Origin of the sequence: Bacteroides sp. 41_26, from assembly GCF_949740115.1 — a bacterium.
GTDB lineage: Bacteria > Bacteroidota > Bacteroidia > Bacteroidales > Bacteroidaceae > Bacteroides > Bacteroides nordii.
Genome location: NZ_CATJGZ010000054.1, coordinates 57,400 through 81,167, shown reverse-complemented (window position 1 = coordinate 81,167; position 23,768 = coordinate 57,400). Strand labels below are relative to the sequence as shown.

Genomic DNA, 23,768 nt, shown 5'->3' with positions numbered 1-23,768 from the left:
GTTTAAATAGCTGCTTAAGTGTTCTTTTTGTTGTAAAACAAAGAATATCTGCAAGATGCATTTCTTACACAAAGTTTGTGCCGTTTGATTTATTTGTTTATTTTTGCAAAAAGTACTACTATCGTGTTAAAAAGGAATGCATTATGAAGAAAAAACACTTAAAACTCGGCTCATGTGCCCTCATGGCCTCATTACTCACGCTATCCTCTTGTGTGGATAACGATTATGATCTTACTAAAGACATCGACTTAACCATTCAGGTGGGTGGAAGCGAATTCGCTATTCCCGGAGGAGAGACTGAGCCGATAAAGTTGAGTAAGATACTGGATATTGAAGAAGATGGCGTTGTAAAGATCGACAATGAAGGCAATTATTATCTGCTACAGGAAGGATCGGAAAGTAACACAAACATCTCAGTAAATGGCTTTCAGGTAGAAGCCCCCAATATCACCCCGATAAGACCAGAATTAAACTTTACCATACCGCCTCTGACCGGTCTTCCTCCAACTGATATCTCAGCACCACTTCCAATAGAGAGTACAAATTTCGAATTGAAGGGTGAAAACCTTCCGACAGATATCACAAGCCTCTCTTCTATCGATATGGATATGGAAGCTGTGATTCGCTTTTCTATACCGGCAACAATCATCAGTAAACTCACTTTAAAGAGTGTTGAACTGAGCTTCCCGAAGTTTATCAAATCACCGAGACTCACAAATGGAGTATTACACCTGACAGGAGAAGAAGCTACTGCCGCAAATGGACTGACAATTACAATTCCCGTTGACGGAATTAACTGTAATAATCAAGAAGGGGTCACGTTTATCAAAGGCGATGAATATTCTCAACTTCTGATGAAAGGAACTATCTCTCTGGAAGGAGAAGTCAGTATCAATACCGGCGATGTACAACAAGGAGTTGAAGGCCCTGTTAGTATCAATCTGACAGTGGAAATCACACTACAGGACAAACAGTCCAAACAACCTATTATCAGCATAAAGTCAGTTACAGGTATTGTACAACCAAAGATAGATATCAACATTGATCCGGTTACTCTGTCCGGGTTGCCCGACTTTCTGGATGATGAAAAAGTAACCTTGTCTGTACAGAATCCAATGGTATTCTTCACAGCTAAGAACAATACCCCGGTTGCAGCAAACGTAAATGGTATAATCACTTCTTTCATAAACAAGGGTAGTGAAGAAATACCGGTAGGAGATCCTAATAAGCCTGTAACATTCAGCTTCAAACTGAACAAAGAAGAAGATCAGAAATTCTGTCTTTCACCGTTAGCACCTACAAATATGGAAGGAATAACCCATGTGGCAGTGCCCAATTTGCCTACACTTATCAACAAGATTCCTGACATATTTAAGTTCGACGTAAAAACCAACGCTACTACCGACGAAACTACTGTCGAATTAGGGCGTACTTACAATATTACTACCGATTATGACGTGAACGTACCTTTCGTATTTGGTAAAAACATCACAACGATTGTTTACAAAGACAGTGTAGACGGTTGGTATGATGACTTGAAAGACTATGAAATACAACAGGTAAACGCTACCGCTACTGCTTTCAACACAATCCCGTTAGGATTGAACCTCACAGCTAAGGCACTGACAGTAGATAATCAAGGAAAAGCCGAAGAACTGAAAGGTGTTGCTGTCACAGTAATAGTTGATGGTAAAAAAGACGGTACCATCAAAGCCGGTAAGAACAATATAGCCGTTGAAAGTACATTAGTCATTGAAATAAAAGAAACGACTTCCGGAGCTGTCAAGAGACTGGACGGACTTGCTTTCGAAATCGTAGCAGCATCAGCAGAAGGTGCCGAGGGACAACAACTGAACGAAAACCAAACGTTGCAATTGAAGAATGTACGACTGAAAGTACCCAATGGTGTAATTATAGATTTGAACTAATTTAGATGTATCAAAAAACGAATAGAACAATGAAACACTATAAATTAAAAGCCACACTGGCTTCACTCTTTATTCTCTGTACTACAGGCGTAGGGGCACAAAGCCTCAACTCGAGCTATTTTATGGAAGGTATGACTTATCGTCATCAGCTCAACCCGGCATTTATGAATGAAAGTAATTATATCAATTTACCCTTCTTCGTATTAGGTAATTTCAATGTAGGACTTCAGGGTAATATCGGGGTGAATGATTTCCTTTATAAATATAATCAGAACGGATATAAACTGACTACGTTTATGAACCCGACCGTTGGCAGTCAAGAGTTTCTAAGCAACCTGCATACTAACAACCACCTCAGTGTAAATCTTCGTATGCCTATTATTGCATTTGGTTTCCGTGGTTTCGGAGGTTTCAATACATTTGAAATTGCATTCCGCTCTAATACTTCTGTCAACTTGCCATACGGACTTTTTGACTTTATGAAAACAGGAATGAGCGACGAAGGCGGAACTCATTATAGAGTAAAAGATCTCACCGTACGCTCCAACAATTATGCAGAAGTAGCTTTGGGACATTCGCATGAGATCATTAAAGATCGCCTGACAATAGGTGCCAAAGTTAAATTCCTGGTAGGAGGAGCTAATGCAGAAGCGCAAATCAAGAGAATGGACATCACAATGGGACAAGACGAATGGCTCATAGATGCTGAAGGACAGGTAGAAGGTTCATTGAAGGGGGGGTATTTCGAAAGTAAAGAGCCCGATGAACACGGTAAACCCGGAGAAATTGACGGTTTTGACATCGATGGTCCAGGTATAGGTGGTTACGGAGTTGGATTTGATTTGGGAGCTGTATACAAAATGGACGATTACGTAGAAGGACTTACCCTTTCGGCTGCTCTGCTTGACCTGGGGTTCATTAAATGGAACAACGGGCTGAAAGCTAAAATGCAACATAACTACACCTTCAAGGGATTTGAAAATCCAATTGCAGTAAAACCAGGAGAAGGTGAACCGGGAGATATAGACGACGAGTTGGATAACCTGGGAGATCAGTTTGAAGAATTCATCAAGTTCTATGATGACGGAACAGTTAAGAGCCGTACTACCAAACTGGCCACTACCATGAATATCGGTGCCGAATACGTGCTTCCTTATTATAAGAACCTGAAATTCGGTTTGCTTTCATCCACACATTTCAATAAGCCTTTCACATGGTCGGAAGCACGCCTTTCAGCCAATGTAGCCCCGGTAAGATGGTTTGAGGCTTCTGTAAACTATGCAATAAGCAGTTTCGGTTCGTCATTGGGATGGGTACTGAATTTCCACCCGAGTGGTTTCAACTTCTTTATTGGAACAGACCACATGATAACCAAAGTAACCCCACAATATGTTCCGGTAGGCAATGCTAATGCAAACGTAAGTATGGGATTCAACATTACCTGGGGAAAGAAGAAAACCAAAAAAGTGGTAACAACAACTACGACATCAGAATTCTAAAGATAACTGACCGTCACCCAACAGGTTGAAGGTCATCCGATGATAAGGAGAAACACCGTGTTCGGCAATAGCTGCACGGTGTTTTTTTGTGGGATACCCTTTGTTATGATCCCAATCGTAATAAGAGAATTCTTCATGCAGCCGGTTCATGTAATCATCGCGATAAGTTTTCGCCAGGATAGAAGCAGCAGCAATAGACAGATACTTCCCGTCCCCTTTAATCACCGTTGTATGAGGGATATCAGCATACTTTTTAAAACGATTACCATCAATGAGAAGATGTTCCGGTCGTACCTTGAGCTGATCTACTGCCCGGTGCATGGCAAGAAAAGAGGCGTTCAGAATATTTATATCGTCTATCTCTTCGGGAGATACAATCCCAACAGCCCAGGCAATAGCTTCCCGCTCAATAACCTCACGCAAAGCATAACGTTGTTTTTCGGTGAGCTGTTTGGAATCATTCAAGAGTTCATTCTTAAAATCTACCGGAAGAATAACGGCAGCAGCATAAACAGAACCGGCCAAACAACCGCGTCCGGCTTCATCACAACCAGCCTCCACAAGACCTTCATTCAAATAAGGTAATAGCATAATCGCTTTATTTAGTTGAAAATTGAAAGTTGAAAATTAACTGCGCGATCATGCTACGTAACAACTTTCAACTAATAGCACAATCATCCTTACATTTAAAAAACGGCACAAAGATAATTATTTAGTTGAAAATTGGCTACGCTATAACGCTGCATAGTAATTTTCAATTTTCAACTTTCAACTAAAACAAGCTCCAGGCAACAGTCAGACCTGCCATAACAATGGCGACCATGCTCATAAGCTTTATCAGGATATTCAAACTCGGGCCGGATGTATCTTTAAACGGATCGCCAACGGTATCGCCTACAACAGTTGCTTTGTGTACTTCGCCACCTTTGCCACCCAAATTACCTTCTTCCACATATTTCTTTGCATTATCCCAAGCACCACCGGCATTAGCCATAAAAATAGCAAGTACGAAACCACTGCTCAAACCACCGATAAGCAACCCAACAACTCCAGTCACTCCAAAAACAACTCCGGTAAGAATAGGAGCAACAATGGCTATAAGTGAAGGAATAACCATCTCACGCTGAGCACCTTTGGTGGAGATAGCCACACAACGTTCGTAATCGGGTTCCGCCTCTCCGGTCAGGATACCTTTTATCTCACGGAACTGACGACGTACTTCATCCACCATATGACCGGCAGCGCGCCCAACGGCATTCATTGTCAATCCACAGAAAAGGAAAGCCATCATAGAACCAATAAAAATACCGGAAAGCACCTTTGGGTTCATCAGAGTGACATCATAGTAATTCATAAAATCCACAAAGGTAGCATTGGCAGTTGCTATAATATCGCCATTGGGCATCGTCAGTTCTACTGTTCCCAGACGGGTCAACCCGATACGGATTTCCTCAATGTAAGAAGCAAGCAAGGCAAGCCCCGTTAGTGCAGCAGAGCCAATGGCAAATCCTTTACCTGTAGCAGCTGTTGTATTACCCAATGAGTCGAGGGCATCCGTACGCTTACGTACTTCCTCACCCAAACCGGACATTTCAGCATTACCACCAGCATTGTCGGCAATCGGTCCATAGGCATCCGTAGCAAGGGTTATTCCTAATGTAGAAAGCATACCTACGGCAGCAATGCCAATACCATAAAGTCCCATACCAACATTATTGAAGTCGAAGCCGGAAGCAAACAGGAAAGAGGCTATAATACCCACTACCACAGCTAATACAGGAATGGCTGTAGAGATCATACCCAAACCGATACCGGAGATAATAACTGTAGCCGGACCAGTCTTACCGCTCTCGCTCAACTTCTGAGTAGGCCGATAGGACTGGGATGTATAATACTCGGTAGAACGGCCAATGATAATACCAACAACCAATCCAACTACCACGGCACAAGAAATCCACATCCAATTTTCAAGCTGCAATAACCAAAGAATAAAGAAAGTAGCCGCTACTATCAATACCGAACTCAGATTTGTACCGAAAGCAAGCGAGTTCAACAAGTCTTTCATCTTAGCATTTTCTTTGGTACGTACCGAGAAGATACCAATGATAGAAAGCAGAATACCCACAGCAGCAATCAGCATTGGGGCAATAACGGCTTTAAACTGCATCACGGTGTCACCTGTATGAATAAAGGCAGCTGCCCCCAATGCAGCGGTAGCAAGGATAGAGCCACAATAGGACTCATAAAGATCGGCTCCCATACCAGCCACATCACCTACATTGTCACCTACATTATCGGCAATGGTAGCCGGATTTCGCGGATCATCCTCCGGTATGCCTGCTTCTACCTTCCCCACAAGGTCGGCACCCACATCGGCTGCTTTGGTATAAATACCGCCACCTACGCGGGCAAACAATGCCTGTGTGGAAGCTCCCATACCGAAAGTCAGCATCGTAGTAGTGATAATACAAAGTTTATGAGTAGGACTCAGCACATCAGCCGGAATGGCCCAGTTCAACAATAAATACCAGAAAGATATATCAAGAAGTCCAAGGCCTACTACTACCAGTCCCATCACCGCACCACTACGGAAAGCGATCCTCAGTCCGGCATTTAAAGAAGTACGCGCAGCATTGGCGGTACGTGCAGAAGCGTAAGTGGCCGTCTTCATACCAAGAAATCCCGAAAGTCCGGAGAAGAAACCACCGGTCAGAAACGCAATAGGTACCCAGGCATTCTGTACCTGAAAACCGTAGGCCATAATAGAGAACAAGACTACCAGACCGAAAAATACCCATCCCACAATCTTATACTGTTGTTTCAGATAAGACATGGCACCTTTGCGCACTGCTGCAGCAATCTTAATCATTTGAGGAGTACCTTCACTCTCTTTCATCATTTGCTTGTGGAAATAATAAGCAAAGCAGAGAGCCAATACAGAGGCGGCAGGAACCAGCCAGAAAAGCAAGCTATCCATAGAATAAATTTTTAGAGGTTTACGAAAGGCTAAAAGTATTGATTCCAAACGAGATAAGCAAATAAAAAAGAAAGAAAAAAGATGTCGGATTACTTGACTTTAGCTTTTTTATATCGTATCTTTGTTAACGTAATCATAAAGTAGATTCAATTAAACTACATTAGAAGGAGAGAGCCGCAGCTTTCTCCTTTCTTCTTTTATATACGGAGGATATGCCTTCTTTCTTCGGTACTTTTTAAGTATTTCCTCGGTATATAATGAAAATTACACGGTATGTTACGGTTCATTACATACTATGTTACGACGCAAATGACATTGTGTTGTGATGTAAATGCTACTTTCTTCCCGAATAGTTGTTTTTTTAGTTAAGAATCAATAAATCAGCTCTTGACAAGATTGCAACCCAGTTGCACATGCAAATGCCCTATATTTGCATCAGAAATCAATAATAGAATCATTATGAGCTGTAACTGTTGTCACCCTTCCGGCTGTAGCCCAGAAAAGAAAAAGAACGAATATATACCGGCTATCATCAGTTTTACCATGCTGGCAGTAGGAATGATACTCAATCATTTCAATCTGTTTACACTGCCGGGCAGTGCTCTGATATGGTATACAGTGGCCTACCTGCCCGTAGGATGGCCTGTATTGCGGGAGGCTTTCGGACGACTCCGTCACGGAGAGTTCTTCAATGAATTTATGCTGATGGGTATCGCCACCATCGGCGCATTCTGCATTGGTGAGTATCCCGAAGGAGTGGCAGTGATGCTATTCTACTCCATCGGAGAAGCTTTTCAGGATCGTGCAGTGGGGAATGCACAGCGAAATATCAAAGCACTGCTCGATGTACGTCCGGAAACGGCAACAGTCATCCGTGATAAACGTCCGGAGGCAATGCACCCTGAAAATGTTAAGGTAGGAGAAACCATCGAGATAAAAGCCGGCGAACGCGTCCCTCTTGACGGAATGATGCAAAACGATCAGGCCTCTTTCAATACAGCTGCACTAACCGGAGAAAGTCGTCCTCGAACCATACGCTTAGGAGAGACGGTGCTTGCAGGGATGATTGCTACCGACCGGGTAGTACGGCTTACAGTAACCAAACCATTTAATGAAAGTGCACTTGCCCGAATACTTGCCATGGTACAAGAAGCCAACGAGCGGAAAGCACCTGTAGAGTTATTCATACGCCGGTTTGCACGGATATATACCCCTATCGTTACGGGATTGGCAGTACTTATCGTTCTCCTCCCCTTCCTCTACTCATTGGGAGTGCCTGCATTTGATTATGTTTTCAGAGACTGGCTTTACCGGAGTCTGGTGTTTCTGGTTATTTCCTGCCCTTGCGCGCTCGTTGTCAGTATCCCTTTAGGCTATTTTGGAGGTATCGGAGCAGCTTCCCGCGCCGGAGTCCTGTTCAAGGGGGGAAACTATCTGGATGCTATTACTCAGGTCAACACCGTAGTTTTCGACAAGACCGGAACTCTCACCAAAGGAGTATTTGAAGTACAGCATCTGGAGAGCGTACTCTTTTCCGATATAGAGTTATTGCAATACGTTGCCTCTGCGGAGCAGAAAAGCACACATCCGATAGCACGTGCCATCGGTGAATATGCGATCCGAAAGGAAGTAACACTCCTCCCTGCCACAGACACAACAGAGATACCCGGACACGGACTAAGAGTTATCATAGCCGGGCACGAAGTACTGGCAGGTAATCCCCGTCTACTCTCCCGCTACAACATTGCCTGCCCGGCAGAATTGAATGTTTCGGCAGATACCATTGTAACTTGTGCAGTAGACGGAACATATGCCGGATTTCTTCTTCTGGCTGATACTCCCAAAGAGGATGCAGAGATAGCTATCCAGGCACTGAAAGCATTAAATATTGATAATATACAAATTCTTTCGGGCGATAAACAAGCAATTGTTTCTAAATTAGGAGCGCAATTGGGAATATCTCAGGCATACGGCGATCTGCTACCCGAAGGAAAGGTTGCCCATATTGAACAACTGAAGGCCAATCCTGCCCACCGCATTGCTTTCGTAGGAGACGGTATCAATGATGCACCTGTACTGGCAATGAGCAATGTAGGTATCGCTATGGGAGGCTTAGGTAGTGATGCAGCCATCGAGACGGCAGACGTAGTGATACAAAACGATCAGCCGTCTAAAGTAGCAACTGCCATACGCATCGGTCGTGCTACCCGACGGATTGTCTGGCAAAACATCATTCTTGCTTTCGGTGTAAAACTGGCCGTATTGCTATTGGGTGCCGTTGGCATGGCTACCATGTGGGAAGCTGTGTTTGCTGATGTAGGCGTAGCTTTGCTGGCTATCCTGAATGCCATACGAATACAGAAGCAAGGTGCCTCGGATTAGTTTACATCCGGCATGAACAATGAAAACAAAAAATGATTATGGAAGAGAATATCTACCTCGACAAACTAGGACAACGGGATATTAAGCCAACCGCTATGCGGTTGCTTATCCTTCGAGCCATGATGCAGTTCAACCGGGCTTTCAGTCTGCTCGACCTGGAGACGTATCTGGATACTGTGGACAAATCTACACTCTCACGCACTATTAACCTTTTTCTGAAACATCATCTCATACATGGTATAGACGATGGTTCAGGCTCACTGAAGTACGCCGTATGTGGGAATGAATGCAACTGTGACATTGATGATCTGCATGTACATTTCTATTGTACTAAGTGCCACAAGACATATTGCCTGCGGAATATACATATCCCGGCAGTCAGCCTGCCACAACATTTCACTGCAGAAAGTATCAATTACGTAATAAAGGGCTTGTGTGATCATTGTTCGCATTGACAAAAAAAGATTCGGTTAGCGTTCTCTTATATATATCTTTTGTTACCTTTGTGTCTCATCATACTATTCAACACACAATGGAACAGCTTTATGGATTGCAAGAAGACTACCGACAATGGCTCACAGAGCTTAAATCAAAAATACGTTTCAGCCAGATAAAAGCGGCAGTAGCCATTAACAGCGAACTCATCCGCCTATATTGGAACCTCGGGCAACAGATTGTAGAAAAGCAAGAGAATGCACAATGGGGAAGCGGATTCATAGAACGGCTTAGTAAAGACTTACAAATGGAATTTCCTACTATAGGCGGGTTCTCTTATCGGAATCTAAGACGTTGCAAACAGTTCTATCTCTTTTATAATCAAGACAATACAATTCGGCCACAACTTGTGGCCAAATTAGAAGACGATTCTTTATTCCAAATACCCTGGGGGCATCACGGACTCATAATGGAACGAACCAAAGTTGTTCAGGAAGCCCTCTTCTACATCCACAAAACCATCGAAAACGGATGGAGTCGTGCCATATTAGAATATCACATCGAAAAAGACCTCTATCATACTCAAGGCAAAGCTATCAATAACTTTTCTACCACTCTCCCCGAACCTCAAAGTGAACTCGCCAACGAACTTATCAAAGATCCGTATCATTTCGATTTCCTCCAACTTTCAGACAAAGCATTGGAGCGCGACATTGAAAATGGTCTTGTACAACACATCTCACAATTTTTATTGGAGATGGGACAAGGCTTCGCTTACATGGGACGGCAATACCTGCTGAGAGTAGGTAAAAAAGAGTATAGATTGGATCTGCTATTCTATCATACAAAACTTAAGGCCTATATCATTATCGAATTAAAAGCGAAAGAGTTCGAGCCCGAATTCATAGGTAAACTCAATTTTTACGTATCAGCTATTAACGAACTGGTACGTGACTCCCAAGACCGCCCCACCATCGGTATTCTCCTCTGCAAAGGAAAAGATGACTATGAAGTGGAATTCTCGCTTCGAGACATCAACAAACCTATTGGAGTCAGTACTTATACTTATAATGAACTTCCGGAAGAAATCCGACAAGCGCTCCCCGACCTGCAAGAGCTGAAAGAGCAATTAAACGAATATGACCGTTTGCAGTAAAAAACAATCTACAATATGAAGAAATCAATAATCTCATGTATTCTCTTCTGTTTAATCCTGTTGCCAATACAGGGACAAGAAATAAACACAGCCAAAATCGATTCTTTTCTTAATCATATCGAGAAGTATAATCAAGGTATTGGTTCTGTGGCCATTTCCAAAGGAGGGAAAACGGTGTATACACGCCGTTTCGGACAAAATAATCTGAATAAGAAACTAAACGGTGAAGCATTCAAATATCGCATAGGCTCCATCACCAAACTTATGACGGCTACACTGGTTGAACAACTTGTGGAACAAGGCCGGCTCAATCTAACCGAGACATTTTTGAAACCAAGGTTCAAAGTCCAGCCCAAATGTAGAACGGGCAAGTTCAAAAAAACTTTCACGCACCAAGACCTCCTCGAGAACATGGGTTGATATTGTATAGGTAGTTCCGTTAATATTGCAATGCATATCTTCTCTTCATAGAAAAACTCCCCCAATTGTTATAACTTTACTAACAACCAGAGGAGTCCTGTTATTATTCTATCACTACCGCCGTTCCGGTAGCAGTTACCATCAACATGCTACCACTACCCCCAACGGTTTCATAATCCAGGTCAACGCCTATTACAGCATTAGCCCCGAGTCGGGCAGCCTGTTCTTCCATTTCCTTTATCGCCGTTTCTTTAGCTTGACGGAGCACTTCTTCATAAGCACCGGAACGTCCACCTACAAAATCACGAATACCGGCTAAAAAATCACGAAATACATTGGCACCGATGATCGTCTCACCAGAGACGATTCCATAATAGTGAATTATTCTTTTCCCTTCAATAATGGGAGTCGTTGTTACTAACATAATCTTTTCTTTGTTTATTGGTTATTTACGTTATTAGACGCACAAATAACCGGAAAAGTTGCAACTGCTGTCCAATTTAATTCACAATTATTTCCATCCCGGATTCTGAATGAGATTTTGATTAGCTTCCATCTCCTGTAAGGGAATGGGCAACAACTGTTGATAATCTTTTATCTTCAACTGCTCAACAGCCAGATTGTTGCGCCGTAAGAATGAGAAATAGCTACCAAAACCCTTCAATTCACTTTGCCAGACCGAGCGTAAAGATTCGATAAAGTTAACTTCGGATATTAAGGGTAAGTTCCGCACTTGTGTTACTTTATTCGAATAAGCCATTGCCTCAGCCCGGTTGCCTAAATGATAAGCACATTCAGCAGCAGATAACAGGACTTCGGTATAAGTCACAAAAGGTACATAAGCATTGCCTTTCAAAACAGATTCAGATGATTGCTGCTGTGAATCAGTATGCAATCCCCAGACGATTTCACGGGAGCTCAATCCCAGCGAAATTTCCGAAGAGGGCTCCAAGCCGTATACACCACTGTCAATAATCCGTTTCAGATAATTATAAGCTTGCGCATAGGATTTCTGATGCAGATACATCTTAGCCAATAACGCTAACGAAGCACCTTTTGCAGGGTACAAAACGCCCTCGGGAGTATTAAACCCACCCGGTTCCAGCTTACTATGCTCCACACAATAATTCAAATCATCTATTAAGTTCGCAAACAAATTCTCACTACCCAGTTGTTGAAAGCCTCCAAGCGGATCATCATAATTTATCACATAAGGAACATTCTCCCACCAGGATGCTAACTGGAAATACTGAACGGCGGCTAACTGATGAATATAAGCCATAAAGGACGGGGCTTCAGCGACTCCACCTTTTTCAAGTATATAATCTAACATCCTGATTCTGGAAATAGCATTATATGCCTTCCTCCAAATATTCAGTAATTTACTGTCATAGGTAGTCAATGTATGTTCATAAATAGCATAATATGACGTATTCCTGCCATCAAAGCTTTGTGTATAGTAACCATCCAAATTGGAAAAGTCCTGCATGGAAATCATCATTTGACTGGCTATGCCGGCAACAACTGCTTGTCCATCCTCTCCAAACTCGATCTGTTTAGAAGGATCTCCGTTTTGTGTAATCCTCAGTTCTGCAGAAAGTTTTCCACTTGTAGTATAAACAGTAATAGATTCTCCTTTTATCAAAGCTCCATCAGCAGGCCGGGCAACGATAATCAGTTCATTCCCCTCAATCGTTTTCGTGTAATTAATATCAGTATATTTAAAAACCTTCAGACTCTCCTCAAAGACAGGTTCATCCGGCATCCCAGCCGGCCTCTCTAAAGTTACCGGTACTTTACAATCTATCTTAATACGGAAAGTTCCTCCCTCGGCAGGAATAGCCAACTCTTTTTTATCGAGAGTCAACGTCATATCTCCTCCGGCATCGGGTTCATTACCGGCAATACCATCACCATCCCAGTCAATAAAATAATTCAGGTTTGGGACAGTAACATCCATATTCAACGCCTTATAACGAGTGATGATGTTATCTGATATCTCATTTACATCCAACAGCACGGCATCCTCCCGGAGTTGTTTTTTTGTATTATCCGTAAATGTACCTTCCGCTTTGAATTCGGCACTCAGTTTGGCTAAGTATTCCGTTAATTCAGCATCCGTACGATCTCTCAATAAAGTAGAAGATACAACAATTAATGCACCGGCTTCATCAGTACCGGAAGCAATAGAGAAGTTACAAACGTCTTTATCGGCATAACGTTCCAGACCAAAACTTTTCAAAACTTCCTTCTGGACTTTTGCATCAGCTTCATTGAAATCCGGCTTATTATTCCTAAGAAGCTGCATCATACGTTGCGTTTTCAGGTGGGTAAGAATGTTGATATTAGCCTGTTTATTATCAGCCAAATTGACTATTGACTGCAGAGATATCTGCCCGGTAGACAATTCCCCGTCTACTTCATTAAAATAATATCCGTCAGCTGTTAATAACACGTAAGACGAATTCAATTTAATCTCTCCCAGATTAAAAGAACCGTCATCATCAACAATAATACCCTGGTAAACCTCACCAGTCAGATTATAATCTTTATCCAATGCTTGCGCAGTAATTTTGGAACCATTTATAAAAGGTCCTTTTTCTACTTTACCCGTTACTTTATAGAGTTTCGGGGTAAAATCATCCTTATTATCTTCTTCACATCCGGTTACGAATGCCAAAAGAAAAAGTAAACAGAAATAGTTTAGCAGTTTATGTTTCATAGTTTATGTTATTGTGCCTTACGGCATATTACTCAATCAGAACATTTTACTAACGCGCTCCACACCGGCTACAAGGGCATCAATCTCCTCTTTTGTGTTATAAACGGCAAAAGAAGCACGAACCGTACCCTCAATACCAAGGCGCTGCATCAACGGTTGTGCACAATGATGTCCGGTACGGACAGCAATACCCAGTCTGTCGAGCAAAGTACCCATATCAAAGTGGTGAATATTACCTACCAGAAAAGAGATAACACTGCTCTTGTGCGCTGCTTCACCGAAGATACGGATATCCGGAATCTCTTTCAAACGCTGCATAGCATAAGTAGTCAGTTCATGTTCATGGGCGGTAATATTATCCATACCAAGACCAGTCACATAATCAAGGGCTTTTGCCAGCCCGGTAGTACCAATGTAATCGGGAGTACCGGCTTCAAACTTAAAAGGAAGTTCATTGAACGTTGTTTTCTCAAAAGAAACGTGCTGTATCATTTCTCCCCCACCCTGATAAGGCGGCAGGCGGTCGAGCCATTCTTCTTTTCCATAAAGAACACCCACACCGGTAGGACCATAGATTTTATGTGCAGAGAAGGCAAAGAAGTCAGCATCCATGTCCTGCATATCAACTTTCATATGAGGTACGGACTGTGCACCGTCTATCAATACAGGTACCCCGTGAGCATGAGCAGTAGCAATCATCTCTTTGACGGGATTAACCGTTCCCAATACATTGGAAACCTGCGTTACACTCACTATCTTTGTCCGGTCTGAAAAAAGCTTCTCGTATTCGTCCAGCAACAGTTCACCTTTATCATTCATAGGTATCACTTTTATTGCAATACCTTTACGGGCAGCTAAAAGTTGCCAGGGCACAATGTTACTGTGATGCTCCATCACGGAGAGAATAACCTCATCTCCCTCTTCCATGAACTCCTCACCGAAACTGGAAACAAGAAGATTAATAGCCTCTGTTGTACCACGGGTAAAGATAATCTCATTTATACTACGGGCATTGATAAACTCACGCACCGTAGCACGGGAAGCTTCATGTAACTCTGTAGCCTGCTGAGAAAGATAGTGTACTCCCCGATGCACATTGGCATTAACAGAATAGTATTCATCTACCAGCGAATCAATCACCAGACGTGGTTTCTGAGTCGTTGCACCATTATCGAAATAAATCAAAGGCTTCCCATATACCGTACGGCTAAGAATGGGAAAGTCTTCACGTATCTTCTTTATATCCATTTTATTAGTGATTAGTTGGTTAATGATTAGTGGTTAATGATTAGTGGTTAGTGATTAGTGGTTAGTGATTAGTGGGCTGCGCTATTATGCTGCATGGCACTAACCACTAATCACTAATCACTTACATATCGCACATCCCTGGCACTTGTTCAGTTCACCCCGGAAACGTTTCTCCACCAACAGATGTAAACGGTCTTTTAAGGCATCCAGACGGATGGTATCTATTACTTCATTTACAAAAGCAAACATAAGCAGCAAACGGGCTTCTTTCTCTGCAATACCACGGGTACGCATATAGAACAAAGCAGTTTCATCCAATTGGCCAACGGTAGCACCGTGAGAGCATTTCACATCGTCTGCATAGATTTCCAACTGAGGCTGGGTATACATACGGGCATCACGGGTGGCACAAAGATTACGGTTCGTTTGTTGAGAACTTGTATGCTGTGCATCAGGACGCACCAGTACCAAACCGGCAAAAGCGCCAACAGACTGGTCATCGAGTACATATTTAAACAATTCATTACTGGTGCAATTTGGCACAACATGGTCAATGGTCGTATTATTGTCTACATGCTGGTTCTTATCGGCAATAGCCATGCCACAAAGATTGATTTCGGCACCTTCTCCTGCAAGAGTTACCTCTGTTGTATTACGGGTAGTACCGTTATGAAGAGTCATACCGTTAAGCAATACGTTGCTGTTTGCCTCCTGTTTTACATAGAGATTACTGATACGCACCGTACTGGTATGTGTCTCCTCCAATTCATACAAATCGAATACGGAGTTCGCTCCGGCAAACACTTCAACCACTTGCGTAGCCAGGAAGTTTACGCCATCCATAGCATGGTCACACATCAATAAACGTGCCTGCGCACCTTCTTCAAGAATAATCAATACACGGCGGTTTACCATGAAATTGACATCTGCACGTAATATATTAATCAACTGAATAGGGCGTTCTACCACTACATTTTTCGGAACATACATCAGTACACCATCCTGTGCAAAGGCGGTATTAAAAGCAGTCACTCCATCTTTAGAAGTATCAGCCAGCTTGCCATAGTATTTCTTTACTAAATCGGGATGTTGCTCTGCTACCTCTTTCAGACTTCCAAAGATAACTCCTTCCGGCAGATGCGACTTTGGCAATGCCTTATTATAAAACGCATCGTTCACTACAAAGAACAAAGAGGTACTCATGTTGGGCACATCGCACTTGAACACCTCATAGGGATTCACCGGAATATCCAGACGATTCAGATTAAGTCCGTAATCGGGTGCGAAGAATTTGCTGATATCGGTATATTTATACTTCTCCTGCTTACGCGTAGGAAAGCCCACCCGTTCAAAATCAGCAAAAGCAGTAGCACGCGGAGCATTCATGACCTCAGTACTATGCCGGCAAATCATTGCTTCACATTGTGAGAAGAGATCTATATATTGTTGTTCTACACTCATCTTTTTGATTTATGATTTATCATTTATGAATTATGCATGATGATGTATGGATTATGAGTTATGGTGTATAAGCAATGCCATGCTGCACAGTCTTCATTACTCATAATTCATAAGTCAATCCTCCACCTCTTTCTTAATCCAGTCGTATCCTTTCTCTTCCAGTTCGAGAGCCAGTTCCGGTCCGGCAGTTTTCACGATACGGCCTTTATAGAGCACATGTACGATATCCGGTTTGATATAGTCCAGCAGACGTTGATAATGGGTAATAACAATATAACTTGTATCAGGAGTCTTCAATTTATTAACTCCCTCGGCTACAATGCGAAGTGCATCAATATCAAGGCCAGAATCGGTTTCATCAAGAATGCTGAGACGTGGTTCCAGCATAGCCATCTGAAAAATCTCATTCCGCTTCTTCTCACCACCAGAGAAGCCTTCGTTCACCGAACGGTTAGCTAACTTATTATCCAGTTCTACCACCGCACGCTTCTCACGCATCAGTTTAAGAAACTCACTGGCTGTTAATGCAGGAAGTCCTTTGTATTTGCGTTGCTCATTTACCGCAGCACGCATAAAGTTTACCATACTTACTCCGGGGATCTCTACCGGATACTGGAAACTCAGAAAAAGACCTTCATGGCTACGATCTTCAGGGCTCAGGTCTAACAGATTCTTTCCATCAAAGGTTACGCTACCCTTGGTTACCTCAAAAGCAGGATTTCCCACCAAAACAGAAGAAAGCGTACTCTTTCCGGATCCGTTAGGTCCCATGATAGCATGTACCTCGCCCGGTTTCACTGTTAAGTTAATACCTTTCAATATCTCTTTGCCATTGATGCTGGCATGTAAGTCTTTTATCTCTAACATGATTATATTTACAATTTACGATTTACAATTTACGATTGAAATTACTTTTAAGACGGTCTACATTTACAATCAAACTTCAATCGTAAATCGTAAATCGTCTAATCGTCCAATCATCCCACGCTTCCCTCTAATGAGATCGTCAGCAATTTTTGCGCTTCAACGGCAAATTCCATCGGAAGTTTATTCAATACTTCTTTGGCATATCCGTTTACAATAAGTCCGATAGCATCTTCGGTTGGGATACCACGCTGGTTACAATAGAATATCTGATCTTCACTGATCTTGCTGGTAGTAGCTTCGTGTTCTACCACAGCCGTCTCGTTATGAATATCCATGTAAGGGAAAGTATGTGCACCACATTTATCACCGAGCAAGAGTGAATCACACTGGCTATAGTTACGTGCATTATCAGCTCTTTCAGAAACACGTACCAGCCCCCGGTAGGAGTTTTCGCTCTTTCCGGCAGAAATACCTTTACTTACAATCGTACTACGGGTATTCTTACCGAGATGTATCATCTTTGTACCCGTATCCGCCTGCTGATAGTTGTTCGTTACAGCTACAGAATAGAATTCCGCTGTAGAGTTATCGCCGGTAAGAATACAGGAAGGATATTTCCATGTAATGGCCGAACCGGTTTCTACCTGCGTCCACGACAGTTTACTATCTACTCCTTTACAATTACCACGTTTCGTCACAAAGTTATAAACGCCCCCTTTGCCGTTAGCATCACCCGGATACCAGTTCTGAACAGTGGAGTATTTCACTTCGGCACGATCATGTACCATAATTTCCACAATAGCAGCATGCAACTGGTTTTCATCACGCATCGGTGCTGTACAACCTTCCAGATAGGAAACATACGAATCATCATCCGCCACAATCAGTGTACGTTCAAACTGCCCCGTATTAGCCGCATTAATGCGGAAGTATGTCGATAACTCCATCGGGCAACGTACGCCTTTCGGTATATAAACAAATGACCCGTCAGAGAACACTGCCGAGTTCAGCGCAGCAAAGAAGTTATCACGATAACCTACTACCGATCCTAAATACTTCTTTACCAGATCGGGATGTTCACGCACTGCTTCACTGAAAGAGCAGAATATAATCCCTTTCTCCATCAGCGTTTCTTTAAATGTTGTCTTTACCGAAACGGAGTCCATTACAGCGTCCACAGCCATTCCACTCAACGCCATCTGTTCCTCCAATGGAATACCTAACTTATTAAATGTCTTTATCAACTCCGGATCTACCTCATCCATACTCTTCGGTCCTTCTTTCTTCTTGGTAGGATCGGCATAATAAGAGATAGCCTGATAATCTATCTCAGGGATACGGAGATGTGCCCAGGTAGGCATCTCCAATGTCAGCCAGTGGCGATACGCCTTCAACCGAAACTCCAGCAACCATTCCGGCTCGCCTTTCTTCGACGAAATAAGGCGAATGACATCCTCATTAAGTCCTTTCTCAATGATATCTGTATGCACCTCCGTAGTGAAGCCATATTTATACTTCTCCTGCGTGAGTTCCTTTACATATTTATTGGGTTCTTCTTGTTGCATTATTTATTGAGTATATATTGTTGTGTCACTTCTTTTGCCGCAGGAAAGAATATTCCCGCAAACTTAGCCATAGGATAATATAACACTGATTCCTCCTTCTTTGTTTTATCAATCAATGTGTTATCTGCATCGATAAATTCTATCACACAAATTACCAGACTGGTAAGCAGCAGAAATTTCAACGCCCCCAGTCCACTGCCAAGCCAACGGTTCAGCCACCCTAAAGAAACAGCTTCCATTGCTTTTGTTAGCAGAGATGCCACCAAAGTAAAGATCAATGGCACGGCAATCCAAATGACAATGAAAGATAATATCTGTGCCACCGTCATTGAGTCTGTCACAGTAGGACAAAGTTTCTCGGCAAGAGAAGCATACAACGCTTTTGCTGCCAATAATCCTACTATCAGCCCCAGTATGGAAGCAAGCTGCCGGATAAACCCCTTCATAAAGCCTGTCACCACACCTGCACCAACGATAACCAAAATTATTATATCGATCATATATGAAGAGAGTTATAAGGTTATGGAGTCATAGGAAATCAGCGAGATAATAAGTTATCAAAAAGAAAAAGGTGGTAAGGTGGCCATTACCACATTACCACCCTATAACTTTATAACGTTATAACTCTATAACTTATCCATTACAGCGTTTGTTTTACTTCTACTTCTTCGTAAGTTTCGATCATATCCCCCACCTTGATGTCGTTGTAATTCACCAGGCTGATACCGCACTCGAAGTTCGTACCTACTTCCTTCACGTCGTCTTTGAAACGTTTCAGCGCATTAATTGCACCTGAGAAGATAACAATACCATCGCGGATAAGACGTGCTTTGTCGCTGCGTTTCACCTTTCCGGTCTTTACTACCGCACCAGCAACCGTACCAACCTTCGTAATGTTGAATACTTCGCGAACTTCGATAGTAGAAGTTACTACCTCTTTCACTTCCGGTGCTAACATACCTTCCATAGCAGCTTTCACCTCTTCGATAGCGTCATAGATAACCGAATACTTACGGATATCAACGCCTTCCTTCTCTGCCATTCTCTCAGCTGAACCTGAAGGACGTACCTGGAAACCGATAATAATAGCATCTGAAGCAGCAGCTAGAGAAACATCTGATTCGGAAATCTGTCCCACACCTTTGTGGATTACATTTACCTGAATTTGCGGAGTAGAAAGCTTAATCAATGAATCGCTCAAAGCTTCTACCGAACCGTCTACGTCACCCTTCACAATGATGTTCAATTCCTGGAAGTTACCCAATGCGATACGACGGCCCAACTCATCCAATGTAAGAATCTTCTGTGTACGCAAGCCCTGTTCACGTTGCAATTGTTCACGTTTGTTAGTAATTTCACGTGCTTCCTGATCGGACTCTACAACATGGAATGTATCACCTGCTGCAGGTGCACCATTCAATCCCAGTATCAATGCGGGTTCAGAAGGTCCTGCTTGCTTGATACGCTGATTACGTTCATTAAACATTGCTTTTACACGACCATAACTGGTTCCTGCCAACACGATATCACCCACTTTCAGCGTACCATTGGATACCAATACCGTAGCCACATAGCCACGCCCTTTATCCAAAGTAGATTCAATAATAGAACCTGTTGCATTACGGTTCGGATTGGCTTTCAGCTCAAGCATTTCGGCTTCAAGCAATACCTTTTCCATCAATTCACTTACACCCATACCTTTCTTGGCAGAGATATCCTGTGATTGATACTTACCACCCCATTCTTCAACAAGGAAGTTCATGGCAGCCAGTTCTTCTTTTATCTTATCGGGATTAGCCGTTGGCTTATCCACCTTATTAATTGCAAATACAATAGGTACTCCGGCAGCCATCGCATGATTGATAGCTTCCTTTGTCTGTGGCATCACATTATCATCAGCAGCTACAATAATAATAGCAATATCTGTTACCTTAGCACCACGGGCACGCATAGCAGTAAACGCCTCATGTCCCGGAGTATCCAGGAAGGTGATCTTACGTCCATCTTCCATACTAACATGGTAAGCACCGATATGCTGTGTAATACCTCCGGCCTCACCGGCAATAACATTCGCCTTACGGATATAGTCAAGCAATGAAGTCTTACCATGGTCAACGTGTCCCATTACAGTTACAATCGGTGCACGTGGTTCAAGATCTTCCTCTGCATCTTCTTCTTCTACAATGGCCTGAGCAACTTCAGCACTTACATATTCAGTTTTGAAACCGAATTCTTCGGCCACCAGATTAATTGTTTCCGCATCAAGTCTTTGGTTGATAGAAACCATCATACCAATGCTCATACAAGTTGCGATAACCTGATTTACAGATACATCCATCATACTTGCCAATTCATTGGCAGTCACGAACTCTGTTATTTTCAGTACTCTGCTATCTTCCATTTCCTGGTTTTCCAATTCCTGCATACGATTGGAAACCATTTCACGTTTCTCTTTACGATATTTGGAAGCCTTATTTTTGCCTTTTGTTGTCAGACGAGCTAAAGTTTCTTTTACCTGCTTAGCTACATCTTCCTCGCTCACTTCCTGTTTTACAACCGGTTTCTTGAAACGATCTTTATTATTGTTACGGTTGCGGTTTTGCCCACCACCTTGACCTGCAGGCTTCTGGCTATTAGGAGTAGGATGTGCAAAATTAGAAGCAACGTTATTAACGTCTACTTTCTCCTTATTAATACGGATACGCTTCTTCTTGGCATTCGCATCTGCATTCTCCTTCGGAGCAGATTTTGCTACCTTATTGTCATCTTTACGGATTTCCTTAATAATAGCATCTTTGATCTGTTTCCTCTGATCCTGACGAACTTTTTCCTTTTCTTCCCGTTCTTTCCGTTTTTCCTCTTTCGATTTCTTCTTGGGTCGGGTTGACTGGTTCAATGCAGCCAGGTCTATCTGACCGATTACATTAATCTTAGATACAAATTCCGGTTGGCGGATTTTAAAGACGTCATCGTCTTTCTTTTCAGACTCAGCAGCCTCCGAAACAACAGGTTTCGATTCTACCTTTTCTTCTTTTATTTCTGGAGCAGCTTCCACTTTCTGTTCTTCTTTTTTCACTTCTTCCACTTTCTTCTCTTCCACTACCGGTTTTGGCTGTTCTACAACTACAGGCTGTACTTCTTTTACCGGTTCCGGTTTTGAAGCAGGTACAACTACCTCTTCCTTTTTTGCCTCTACGACAACAGGCTTCACTACTTCTTCCACTTTCTTCTCTTCCACTACCGGTGTCGGAGTTGGCTTTGGAGCTTCTGGTTTAGTCTGCGGCTGTGCTTCCGGCTGAGGTTGCGGTTTTGTCTCACTCACTCCCCCTTTATCAGCTTTCCGGTTGAATTTATTTAAATCTATTTTTCCGACAGGTTTAAACTTCGGGCGTGCATCTTCAGGAACAACTGTCTTAATAACATCCTCCGTTTTAGGTTTTTCGGGCTGTTTTTCGTAACCATCAATAGCCACTGATGCTTTGTTACGATCCTTATTCTGACGTTCCTGGATAAAACGCTCTGATTCAATCCGAAGATTTTTGTCTGTGCTAAACTCTTTCACGAGTATAGCATATTGCTCTTCGGTAATTTTTGTATTTGGGTTTGCCTCAACGGTATACCCTTTCTTTTGCAGAAACTCAACTACCGTTGCAATTCCTACATTCAAATCTCTTGTTACTTTGTTTAACCTTATCGTCATACTTTAAATTAAAAGAATAATGGAATGAGAAGATATTTACGATTTCACGATTGACGATTAGACGATTTATAGTTCCTTTCATCTACAACCTACAATATAGAGTAGCTCCAATCGTAAATCGTAAATAGCCTAATCGTAAATGAAATTATTCATTGTCTTCAAACTCCGATTTCAAAATACGTAATACCTCGTCCACTGTCTCTTCTTCCAGATCCGTCTTTTCAATCAACATTTCGCGAGGTGCAGTCAATACAGCTTTAGCCGTATCAATACCGATAGCCTTAATAGCATCGATTACCCAACTGTCGATTTCATCTTTGAACTCGTCCAGATAGATATCTTCATCCTGCACACTTTCATCCAATTCACGGAACACATCAATAGTGTACTCAGTTAACATACTGGCAAGTTTGATATTCAAACCGCCTTTACCAATAGCCAGCGAAACTTCTTCCGGACGGAGGAAAACCTCTGCCTTACGCTCTTCTTCGTTCAATCGGATAGAAGAGATCTTTGCCGGACTCAGTGCACGCTGAATAAACAAGGAGATATTTGATGTATAGTTAATCACATCAATATTCTCATTGCGAAGCTCACGAACGATGCCATGGATACGACTTCCCTTTACACCTACACAGGCTCCTACAGGGTCGATTCTATCATCATAAGATTCCACCGCAATCTTAGCACGTTCACCGGGAATACGGGCAATCTTCTTGATAGTAATCAAGCCATCGTTAATTTCAGGTACTTCCATTTCAAACAGACGTTGCAGGAAAACGGGAGATGTACGTGAAAGAATAATCTTCGGATTATTATTTTTGTTATCTACGCGGGCCACCACTGCACGCGCAGTCTCTCCTTTACGGTAGAAATCTGCCGGAATCTGCTCTGTTTTAGGCAGTAACAGTTCATTTCCTTCATCGTCAAGCAGCAGCATTTCTTTTTTCCATATCTGATATACTTCTGCATTAATGATTGTACCTACTTTGTCTATATATTTATTGTAAATACTATCTTTCTCAAGCTCAAGAATTTTAGAAGCTAATGTCTGACGAAGGTTTAGAATAGCACGGCGACCGAATTTTGCAAAAATAACTTCGTCAGTTACTTCTTCTCCTACTTCGTAAGAAGCATCTATTTTCTGTGCTTCTGTCAACGAAATCTGCATATTCGGATTTGTCAATTCCTCGTCTGCCACTACCTCACGGTTACGCCATATTTCAAAGTCACCCTTATCCGGATTTACAATTACGTCGTAATTTTCATCAGTGCCAAACATTTTCGCGATCACACTCCGGAACGACTCTTCGAGCACGCTAACCATCGTTGTTCTATCGATATTTTTCAGTTCCTTAAATTCCGAAAATGTATCAATCAAGCTGATTGTTTCTTCTTTCTTGGCCAT

General features: G+C 42.4%; 17 protein-coding genes. 6 read left to right on the top strand and 11 right to left on the bottom strand.

The features are described 5' to 3' along the window. The first annotated feature begins 143 nt into the window (after positions 1–143). Both QX565_RS04505 and QX565_RS04500 read left to right on the top strand, forming a co-directional pair. Positions 144–1,928, top strand: a complete 1,785-nt coding sequence (locus tag QX565_RS04505) for a hypothetical protein (RefSeq protein ID WP_221650672.1) — start codon at positions 144–146, stop codon at positions 1,926–1,928. 29 nt (positions 1,929–1,957) lie between these two features. Further along, complete coding sequence (locus QX565_RS04500; RefSeq protein WP_289291540.1) at positions 1,958–3,427, top strand: DUF5723 family protein; 1,470 nt, start codon at positions 1,958–1,960, stop codon at positions 3,425–3,427. Here the strand turns inward: QX565_RS04500 and rnhB are convergent. Beyond that, positions 3,416–4,018 carry a ribonuclease HII gene (rnhB, locus tag QX565_RS04495; RefSeq protein ID WP_289291539.1) on the bottom strand — a complete coding sequence of 201 codons (603 nt, stop codon included), beginning with the start codon at positions 4,016–4,018 and terminating at the stop codon, positions 3,416–3,418. The two genes, QX565_RS04500 and rnhB, sit on opposite strands and share 12 nt — an antisense overlap. A 181-nt stretch (positions 4,019–4,199) precedes the next feature. Beyond that, on the bottom strand, positions 4,200–6,404 hold the full coding sequence (locus tag QX565_RS04490; RefSeq protein ID WP_221650675.1) for a sodium-translocating pyrophosphatase: 2,205 nt from the start codon (positions 6,402–6,404) through the stop codon (positions 4,200–4,202). A gap of 459 nt (positions 6,405–6,863) precedes the next feature. On the opposite strand from QX565_RS04490, the gene QX565_RS04485 reads away from it, so the two are divergent. From QX565_RS04485 to QX565_RS04470, 4 genes are all read left to right on the top strand, one after another. Continuing rightward, a complete protein-coding gene (locus QX565_RS04485) occupies positions 6,864–8,786 on the top strand; it encodes a heavy metal translocating P-type ATPase (protein WP_289291537.1) in 1,923 nt (640 codons plus the stop codon). Positions 8,787–8,824: 38 nt separating this feature from the next. Then, positions 8,825–9,241 (top strand): Fur family transcriptional regulator, encoded by a 417-nt coding sequence (locus QX565_RS04480; protein WP_025866617.1) that lies wholly within the window; start codon positions 8,825–8,827, stop codon positions 9,239–9,241. 77 nt (positions 9,242–9,318) lie between these two features. Further along, on the top strand, positions 9,319–10,377 hold the full coding sequence (locus QX565_RS04475) for a PDDEXK nuclease domain-containing protein (protein WP_289291535.1): 1,059 nt from the start codon (positions 9,319–9,321) through the stop codon (positions 10,375–10,377). A 15-nt stretch (positions 10,378–10,392) separates the two neighbouring features. Further along, complete coding sequence (locus tag QX565_RS04470) at positions 10,393–10,797, top strand: serine hydrolase (RefSeq protein WP_289291533.1); 405 nt, start codon at positions 10,393–10,395, stop codon at positions 10,795–10,797. Between the two features lie 103 nt (positions 10,798–10,900). On the opposite strand, the gene QX565_RS04465 is transcribed toward QX565_RS04470, so the two are convergent. The 9 genes from QX565_RS04465 to nusA all read right to left on the bottom strand — a co-directional run bounded on the left by QX565_RS04465 (position 10,901) and on the right by nusA (position 23,768). Further along, positions 10,901–11,221 (bottom strand): heavy metal-binding domain-containing protein, encoded by a 321-nt coding sequence (locus QX565_RS04465; RefSeq protein WP_002558749.1) that lies wholly within the window; start codon positions 11,219–11,221, stop codon positions 10,901–10,903. Positions 11,222–11,308: 87 nt separating this feature from the next. After that, positions 11,309–13,519, bottom strand: coding sequence for a RagB/SusD family nutrient uptake outer membrane protein (locus tag QX565_RS04460; RefSeq protein WP_289291530.1), 2,211 nt, complete (start codon positions 13,517–13,519; stop codon positions 11,309–11,311). A gap of 36 nt (positions 13,520–13,555) precedes the next feature. Continuing rightward, a complete protein-coding gene (locus QX565_RS04455; protein ID WP_002558747.1) occupies positions 13,556–14,767 on the bottom strand; it encodes an aminotransferase class V-fold PLP-dependent enzyme in 1,212 nt (403 codons plus the stop codon). 117 nt (positions 14,768–14,884) lie between these two features. Further along, positions 14,885–16,228, bottom strand: a complete 1,344-nt coding sequence (sufD, locus tag QX565_RS04450; protein WP_221650680.1) for a Fe-S cluster assembly protein SufD — start codon at positions 16,226–16,228, stop codon at positions 14,885–14,887. 114 nt (positions 16,229–16,342) lie between these two features. After that, positions 16,343–17,095, bottom strand: coding sequence for a Fe-S cluster assembly ATPase SufC (sufC, locus tag QX565_RS04445; RefSeq protein ID WP_002558745.1), 753 nt, complete (start codon positions 17,093–17,095; stop codon positions 16,343–16,345). Between the two features lie 110 nt (positions 17,096–17,205). Continuing rightward, entirely contained in the window at positions 17,206–18,660 is a 1,455-nt protein-coding gene (sufB, locus tag QX565_RS04440; RefSeq protein ID WP_002558744.1) for a Fe-S cluster assembly protein SufB, read from the bottom strand. Beyond that, a complete protein-coding gene (locus tag QX565_RS04435) occupies positions 18,660–19,160 on the bottom strand; it encodes a CvpA family protein (RefSeq protein ID WP_002558743.1) in 501 nt (166 codons plus the stop codon). Before QX565_RS04435 ends, sufB begins: the two co-directional genes overlap by 1 nt. A gap of 140 nt (positions 19,161–19,300) precedes the next feature. Beyond that, positions 19,301–22,360 carry a translation initiation factor IF-2 gene (gene infB / locus QX565_RS04430; RefSeq protein ID WP_289291526.1) on the bottom strand — a complete coding sequence of 1,020 codons (3,060 nt, stop codon included), beginning with the start codon at positions 22,358–22,360 and terminating at the stop codon, positions 19,301–19,303. Positions 22,361–22,505: 145 nt separating this feature from the next. Then, on the bottom strand, positions 22,506–23,768 hold the full coding sequence (gene nusA, locus QX565_RS04425) for a transcription termination factor NusA (protein WP_221650683.1): 1,263 nt from the start codon (positions 23,766–23,768) through the stop codon (positions 22,506–22,508).